The organism is Paracerasibacillus soli, assembly GCF_042432965.1.
GTDB lineage: Bacteria > Bacillota > Bacilli > Bacillales > Amphibacillaceae > Paracerasibacillus > Paracerasibacillus soli.
On the sequence record NZ_JBHLWL010000067.1, the window covers coordinates 20,458 to 27,037 of the forward strand.

8 protein-coding genes are annotated in these 6,580 nt (G+C 34.8%); 4 read left to right on the forward strand and 4 right to left on the reverse strand.

Annotation, left to right across the window (positions count from 1 at the left end):
- Positions 1-137 precede the first annotated feature (137 nt).
- The gene (locus tag ACFFIS_RS16955) at positions 138-764 is read left to right on the forward strand and encodes a TetR/AcrR family transcriptional regulator (protein ID WP_390188476.1); all 627 of its coding nucleotides are present in this window, start codon (positions 138-140) and stop codon (positions 762-764) included.
- A 140-nt stretch (positions 765-904) separates the two neighbouring features.
- Here the strand turns inward: ACFFIS_RS16955 and mgtE are convergent, their stop codons facing one another.
- Positions 905-2,266 (reverse strand): magnesium transporter, encoded by a 1,362-nt coding sequence (mgtE, locus tag ACFFIS_RS16960; RefSeq protein ID WP_320379677.1) that lies wholly within the window; start codon positions 2,264-2,266, stop codon positions 905-907.
- A gap of 173 nt (positions 2,267-2,439) precedes the next feature.
- Positions 2,440-2,652: a YjfB family protein gene (locus ACFFIS_RS16965; RefSeq protein ID WP_320379678.1), complete on the reverse strand. Its 213-nt coding sequence runs from the start codon at positions 2,650-2,652 to the stop codon at positions 2,440-2,442.
- Between the two features lie 234 nt (positions 2,653-2,886).
- On the opposite strand from ACFFIS_RS16965, the gene ACFFIS_RS16970 reads away from it, so the two are divergent.
- Positions 2,887-3,459 (forward strand): uracil-DNA glycosylase, encoded by a 573-nt coding sequence (locus ACFFIS_RS16970; protein WP_390188478.1) that lies wholly within the window; start codon positions 2,887-2,889, stop codon positions 3,457-3,459.
- On the opposite strand, the gene ACFFIS_RS16975 is transcribed toward ACFFIS_RS16970, so the two are convergent.
- On the reverse strand, positions 3,456-3,704 hold the full coding sequence (locus ACFFIS_RS16975) for a DUF2164 domain-containing protein (protein WP_320379681.1): 249 nt from the start codon (positions 3,702-3,704) through the stop codon (positions 3,456-3,458). The genes ACFFIS_RS16970 and ACFFIS_RS16975 overlap by 4 nt on opposite strands.
- Before the next feature lie 247 nt (positions 3,705-3,951).
- Between ACFFIS_RS16975 and ACFFIS_RS16980 the strand changes: the two genes are divergently transcribed.
- Entirely contained in the window at positions 3,952-5,280 is a 1,329-nt protein-coding gene (locus ACFFIS_RS16980; protein ID WP_390188479.1) for an FxLYD domain-containing protein, read from the forward strand.
- A gap of 19 nt (positions 5,281-5,299) precedes the next feature.
- Positions 5,300-6,037, forward strand: coding sequence for a S1C family serine protease (locus tag ACFFIS_RS16985; protein WP_320379684.1), 738 nt, complete (start codon positions 5,300-5,302; stop codon positions 6,035-6,037).
- A 316-nt stretch (positions 6,038-6,353) separates the two neighbouring features.
- Here ACFFIS_RS16985 and ACFFIS_RS16990 read toward each other — a convergent pair.
- A partial coding sequence (locus ACFFIS_RS16990) for an Rpn/YhgA-type helix-turn-helix domain-containing protein (protein ID WP_512700598.1) occupies positions 6,354-6,580 on the reverse strand: 227 nt, incomplete at its 5' end.

Below are 6,580 nucleotides of genomic sequence, written 5' to 3' on the forward strand. Positions count from 1 at the left end.
GACATCAAATTGTCATATATAATGATACTACTAGCAATTTTTTTCTCAATACACATCTTTAGTCATTGTGTTGTATTATAGGTAATTTGTAATAATTTGTTTATAAAGCGATCATTAAATAGACAGGAGTATGAATAATGTCGAATAAAGTCGACCCGCGTGTCAAAAGAACGAAAAAATTATTTGAGAATGCATTATTAGATTTAATGACGGAAAAGGAATTTGAAAAAATTAGTGTTCAGGAGATTGCTGCTAAGTCAACATTAAATCGCGCAACGTTTTATTTACACTATTATGATAAGTATGAACTACTTACCGACTTCTTGGATAATGAGATAGAGGATTTAAAAAACAGCTTAAAAGTATGTCCGATGGAGTTTCAATATCAGTATGACTTACCACATCCATCTCTCATCAGACTTTTTGAACAAATGATGAGGAAAGAAAAGTTTTACAAGATTATGTTAGCAGAAAAGAAGATTCCTTATTTTATAGATCGGGTAATGGATATTCTTGAAGCCTATGCCAAAAGTGGGATTGCGTATTTAGCAAATGACGGAGTAAAGTTTAATACCCCAATCGAAATTCGTATTCCCTATATTACAAATGCGTATTTGGGCGTAATGATATGGTGGTTAAAGAGTGACATGCCTTATACACCTACATATATGGCGAAACAGTTAACCATTATTTCAACAGTAGGCTCCTTTGAAAAAAATCCCTTTTTACAAAAGGAAGCGAATACAAGCCAAACCATATCTTAATATATAATAAAATGGGAGTATGCAATTTAATTAAAAAGTAATTGGCACACTCCCAAATCTATTTCTACTATATAAATAATCATCTATTCCCACGACTATCACGCAATCAGACATCTCCTTGATGCAGAAATTTGCAGATACTATAAATAATCTAATAATGCCGTAGCAATAGAGAAATAAATAAATAAACCTAAAATATCATTAACCGTCGTAATAAATGGACCTGAAGCAATGGCCGGGTCAAGTTTTAATTTATTTGTTAATAATGGGATAACAACACCAACCACAGCAGAAATACTTAGTGTACATAACAAGGATACTCCAACAATAACAGCGAGTATCCACTGCTTATATAACAAAATAATAAGTATCGTTATAGATATGAGGCACATGACACCTAAAATAAAGCCAATTCCAAATTCTCGACGAATAATTCTACCAATATTCTCTCTTCGAATATGACCCAGCGTTAGACCCCTAACAGCAACGGCTAATGACTGCGTTCCTGCATTACCAGCTGAGTCCATGATAAGCGGAATAAAGGCACCAAGTAAGACAACTTGTTCCAACGTTTCTTCAAAACTATTCACAATACCTGCTGTAACTAATCCTAAAAACATTAGGGCGATAATCCACGGTGAACGTGCTCTTGCAGCCTTAAATGTAGATAATTCCATATCTATTCCGTCTTTAACTGCAGAAATCTCTCCGAAGTCCTCAGTCGTTTCATCCTCTAAAATATCCATGACATCATCAACAGTTACAATTCCAAGCAAATTTTGCTCTTTTGATATAACGGGTACTGCTAGTAAGTCATATTTTTGAATTACACGTCCTACCTTTTCTTGGTCCATATCTTCTATAACAGAAACAACTTGTGTACTCATCATATTACCTACCACTTCATCTGGCTGAGCGGTGATTAAATCACGTAATGACACAACTCCTACTAATCTATCTTCATCATCCACAACATATAAATAATAAATAATTTCTGCGTCGATTGCTTCTTCACGGAGATGCTCAATTACTAGTTCGGCAGTTTCATACGTTTTAATGCGTAATAATTCCTTCGTCATAATGGAACCAGCCGTTTCCTCTTTATACGAAAGCAAGGTTCTAATTTTATCTGCCTTTTCCTTTTTCATCCTACGCAAAATATCTTCTCGTCTATCTTTTTTTATTTCTAATAAAAAAGATACAACATTATCTGTAAACATATAGTCAAGCATTTGCGAAGCGAATATTTCATTTACTTCTTGAACAATCGTAAATTGTACTTCCTTCTTTAATCCACTAAAAATCCCTGCAAATTCTTTCGGTGATAAATAATTGTAGGTTCGTTTTCGAAGTAATTCATTCATTAATTGGAAAATATCTTGTTGATCAGATGGATGCAGTGCCAAATATAATGCCCTAAATTCCATCATATCTTCACTTCGTAAAGCTTCCAATACACTTTTTGTATATTCTTGACGTGTTTTATTATTTAATTTAACCACAAAAAATCTCCTCCTCTTCCTCCCATCATTTGTTTGGTAAAGGAGCATGACAATTTAAATATGCTCACTGCTTCAATATACCCTATTTCTATGCAAAACGATAGGGGAGTGACAATTTTGTCATAAGAAAAAGTGAGAATAGTCCATTCGGAACACTATCCTCACTTATCTAATTAACCTTTCATATCAATATGTGTACCTAAATGCGGTTGTGCGGCATGTTGCAATGCTTTGACACTAGCTTCTGTGCCAGAGCTACTTAACATTTCTTGAACAAACGCACCATTTTCAGTTGCTTGATCCATTACTTTTCGCATAATAGAAACAGAAGCCTGTTGCTGTACCTTACTTTGACTGAATGCCATTGACAGTGCTGCGATATCCATTTTGTAACACCACCTTCATCATCTATTATCGGTTAAATATGGAAATTGTTGAAGTAGAAAATTTTTTATGTGTACGAAGTCTCCCATTTTTCTTTATGATGTCATGCAATCTTTGAAGTGATTCCGCTATTATAAATATGCCATTTAAGACTTTAGAAGGGGTATTTTCCTATTTATACTGGAATATTGGGATACACTAAAAAGAATGATTTTATTAGATTGGAGTAGATACTAATGGAGAATTTCTCTTGTAAACTTTGGCCTGAAGATCCAACACCACGGCAACAATTAGATTGTAAGAAATGTGGACTTTACAAGCACGGTTCACGTATGGTTTGGGGTGAAGGTAACCCTAAAGCACCAATTATGATAATTTTAGATAACCCTGGACTACGTGAAGATAAAGATGGTAATGCTTTCGTATGTGGAACGCGCCAAACATTACAATCAGCTGCACATCAAGTTCAACTGTTACCAGAAGACTTATACGTAACCTACATACTGAAAAGAAAACCTACTCGTAAATATGAAAAAGAACATACCCGCAGTATATGTGTGCATCATCTAGAAGCACAATTAAGTAAACAAGAGCCCTCTGCTCTGTTTTGTCTCGGTAATGTTTCCGTTCAAACAATGTTTGAACATGAAACTGCAACTGTAAAAGATTTGCGTGGTAAATGGCATGAAGTCCAAGGTATTCCTACTGCTGTTGCCTATCATCCTTTAGCAGTAAGAAGACGACCAAACTTATGGACAAGCTTCTTAGAAGATTGGCAATTATTAGCGAGTAAGATGGATAAAATTTAAATATTACGGCGATAAGTCGGTCTTTCCAATGATGCCAAATCTTCCTCTAAGTTCATTATCTTCTGCTCTAAAATAGACTTTGCATCCCGCACACCTTGATTATAAAAGTAAGGACCAATTTCTTTATAAATAAAATCAAAAAAGTTCTCTGCAGCAAGGTCACCTATTTCCATGCCATGCTCATTGTTATAATAGTCTTTTACCATTTCAATTATTTGCCTTTTATTTTCGTTAGGAAATTTCATATACAATTAGATCACTTCCTCATCTTTGAATGCTATCCACACTTTACATGAAAATAACAATAAAGTAAAACTTCAAAGGAGGGACATACTCCTCCTGTTCATATTTTACAAAAATAGCTCATTCCTCACTGAATAATCGTTGCATGTGTCACCACTTTTGCAAAACCAAATATACTATGACCATGCATGAAACTTTTAGCAACCATTTCATGAAAGTGAAATGTTATAGATTAGGAGGAGGACCTATTTGTATTGTCAAAACTGTGGTGAAAAACTAATAAATGACTCCATGTTTTGTATGAATTGTGGAATCGAAATAAAAATAAACGCAACCACTCCAAAAGAGAGCAACGAAAATTCACCAAATCAAAATTCGAGTAGAGAAACTACACATTCCAATGAAAGTAATAAAAAGGGATCTGAAAATAAAGCTGATGAACTGGTGAATAAATCTGTTAGTCCCCATCATCATTCTCCTGTTCCCCATGCTGTAGAACAAAATACAGCAAATAAGCAAACGTCTGATCAAAATGAAACAAAACAAACAACAACAAAACTTAATCGATTAATGCCTACATTACCATTTCTCATTCCTATCGTTTGTTTTATAATCGCAAGCTTAAGCGTAGGTTTCTATTACATTTACGAAGATAATCAAAATGATAAAGTATTGAAATTGCAAAAATCAGCTGAAGAGGCTGCTTTGAACGGAGCATACAAAGATGCAATTGAAAGATTAAATAAGGCAATAGATATAAGACCAAACTATAAAACTTTAACTGAAGATTTACAAGAAGTTGAACGTGCAAATGATGTATTTGCCGATATTGATACAGTACATGAACTCATAACGGAACAAGAATTTGAAAAGGCAAAGGAAAAACTTAACGTCTTAAAAGAACAAATAATGGAAGAAACAGGCCCACTTTTCATCTCACTAAATGAGAAAGTCGCGAATAAAGAAGCGACCCTTATTATAGATGAAATAAAAAAAGAGTTAGATAGTATTACAACTGTCGACGTATTAGCTAATAAACTGAATCAACTCGCATCTCTTTCATCTGATGAAGCCCTTGAATTAGAAACACAACTATTAAGTAAAATGGTACAAATTACGACAAAAGAAGCGACTGCTCATTTGGAGAAAGAGCAATTTGATGATGCATTAAGAACGATTAATAAGGGCTTAAGTTATAAAGAAGATGATCAAGAATTGCTTGCCCTTAAAGATAAAATAGAACAAGAGAAAATTGCGTTTGAGCAACAAGTAACAGACGAAGATGTGCATAATCGTACAGCAGCAGTAGAATTCGAATCCTTTTCAGCTGATTTGGATGGTAAAGGAAATGTTTACATCGAAGGAACAATTATCAGTACAGCAACTATCCCCATATATTCCATTACAGTCTACTACTCTGTGTATGATGAAAACGGCAACTTTCTGGAAGATGGTTTTACTACCGTGGAACCAAATAAATTAAACCCAGGTGACAAAGGTACTTTCTCAGACACAATAGAAGGTATCGATGAAAATGTAACAGTACAAATTACAAATGTTATCTGGTTTTTTGACTAAAGAAAGGAAGGTGAGCGCGATGAAATTACGCTTTGTCATGAGTATCATTATCTCTATCTTCATTTTAAGTGCTGGTATATTTGGATTGTATTATATACATGATAAAGTTCCGAAAAGACTAAATGAGCCTTCAAATATTTTAGCAAGTGAGGCAACTGAAGTGAATCCAGATGATGTAGAGTCAAAAGAACTAAAGGAAATTATTCAAGAAACACAAAAAAAAGTAGTGAAAATTGAATTGGCAAACGGGACAATTGGATCTGGCTTTATATATAGTGATAAAGGTGACATTGTCACGAATGCGCATGTTGTAGCCGGTGAAACAGATGTAGTTGTCGTTACTTCTGATGCGAAGGAGTTTTCCGGAATCGTAATTGGCGTCAGCGAGGATACGGATGTTGCACTTGTAAGAGTTGCAGGATTAGAAGGAGTTGAGCCACTCAAATTGCGAGAAGAAAAGGCAGAAATTGGTGATGAGGTTCTTGCATTAGGTAGTCCTCTCGGTCTTGAAAATACCGTAACAATAGGAATTATTAGTGGAATTGATCGAGATTTCGATTTAGATCCGTATCATTATGAAGATGTATATCAAATTTCAGCACCAATTGCTCCAGGTAATAGTGGTGGGCCACTTGTACACAGTGAGTCTGGCGAAGTTCTTGGCATTAATTCAGTTGTGTCAGACGTAGGTACAATTGGATTTAGTATTCCGATTAGAAATGTTCTAACTCTAATCGAAGAATGGTCCGCAACATAAAGTGATACTTCAATCAGTAGGGAATTCTAGTTTCCCTACTGATTGTTAATATGACTTTTCATGAAGAACATTCACATTACCTACCTTACACAGTAAAGTTTATCATCATTTTATTATCCAACTACCTAGAGAAACAAGACATCTCGTCCGATTATTGAAAAGATAATTGGCTGGTGCCTTAGACAGCTAATTTCTCACTCATTAAGAAGGAGCTGTTAAGGAACAACTATATAAAAAGGCCTAATTTTCCGACTTTACAGGCGAAAAATTGGCCTTCATTTCTGCCTCTGTTTTTCAACAAAATCGCTTCATTCATTTATTTTTCTAATCTCTGAATCTCATCTACTGGTAGGCCTGATAAGCGAGATACTGTCTCAACATCAAAACCTTCTTGTAGCATACGTTTTGCAGTCCTTTGTATCCCTTCCTTGATTCCTTCTTTAATTCCTTCTTTAATTCCTTCTTTAATTCCTTCTTTAATTCCTTCTTTAATTCCCTCTTTCACACCTTCCTGTCGTGCTTCTACTTCACGCAGCTCGGCTT

What these genes read in the sequence shown, in the direction of transcription:
- ACFFIS_RS16970 (WP_390188478.1), top strand. Translation starts at nt 2,887, where the DNA reads ATGGAGAATTTCTCTTGTAAACTTTGGCCTGAAGATCCAACACCACGG.
- ACFFIS_RS16955 (WP_390188476.1), top strand. Translation starts at nt 138, where the DNA reads ATGTCGAATAAAGTCGACCCGCGTGTCAAAAGAACGAAAAAATTATTT.
- ACFFIS_RS16965 (WP_320379678.1), bottom strand. Translation starts at nt 2,652, where the DNA reads ATGGATATCGCAGCACTGTCAATGGCATTCAGTCAAAGTAAGGTACAG.
- ACFFIS_RS16985 (WP_320379684.1), top strand. Translation starts at nt 5,300, where the DNA reads ATGAAATTACGCTTTGTCATGAGTATCATTATCTCTATCTTCATTTTA.
- ACFFIS_RS16975 (WP_320379681.1), bottom strand. Translation starts at nt 3,704, where the DNA reads ATGAAATTTCCTAACGAAAATAAAAGGCAAATAATTGAAATGGTAAAA.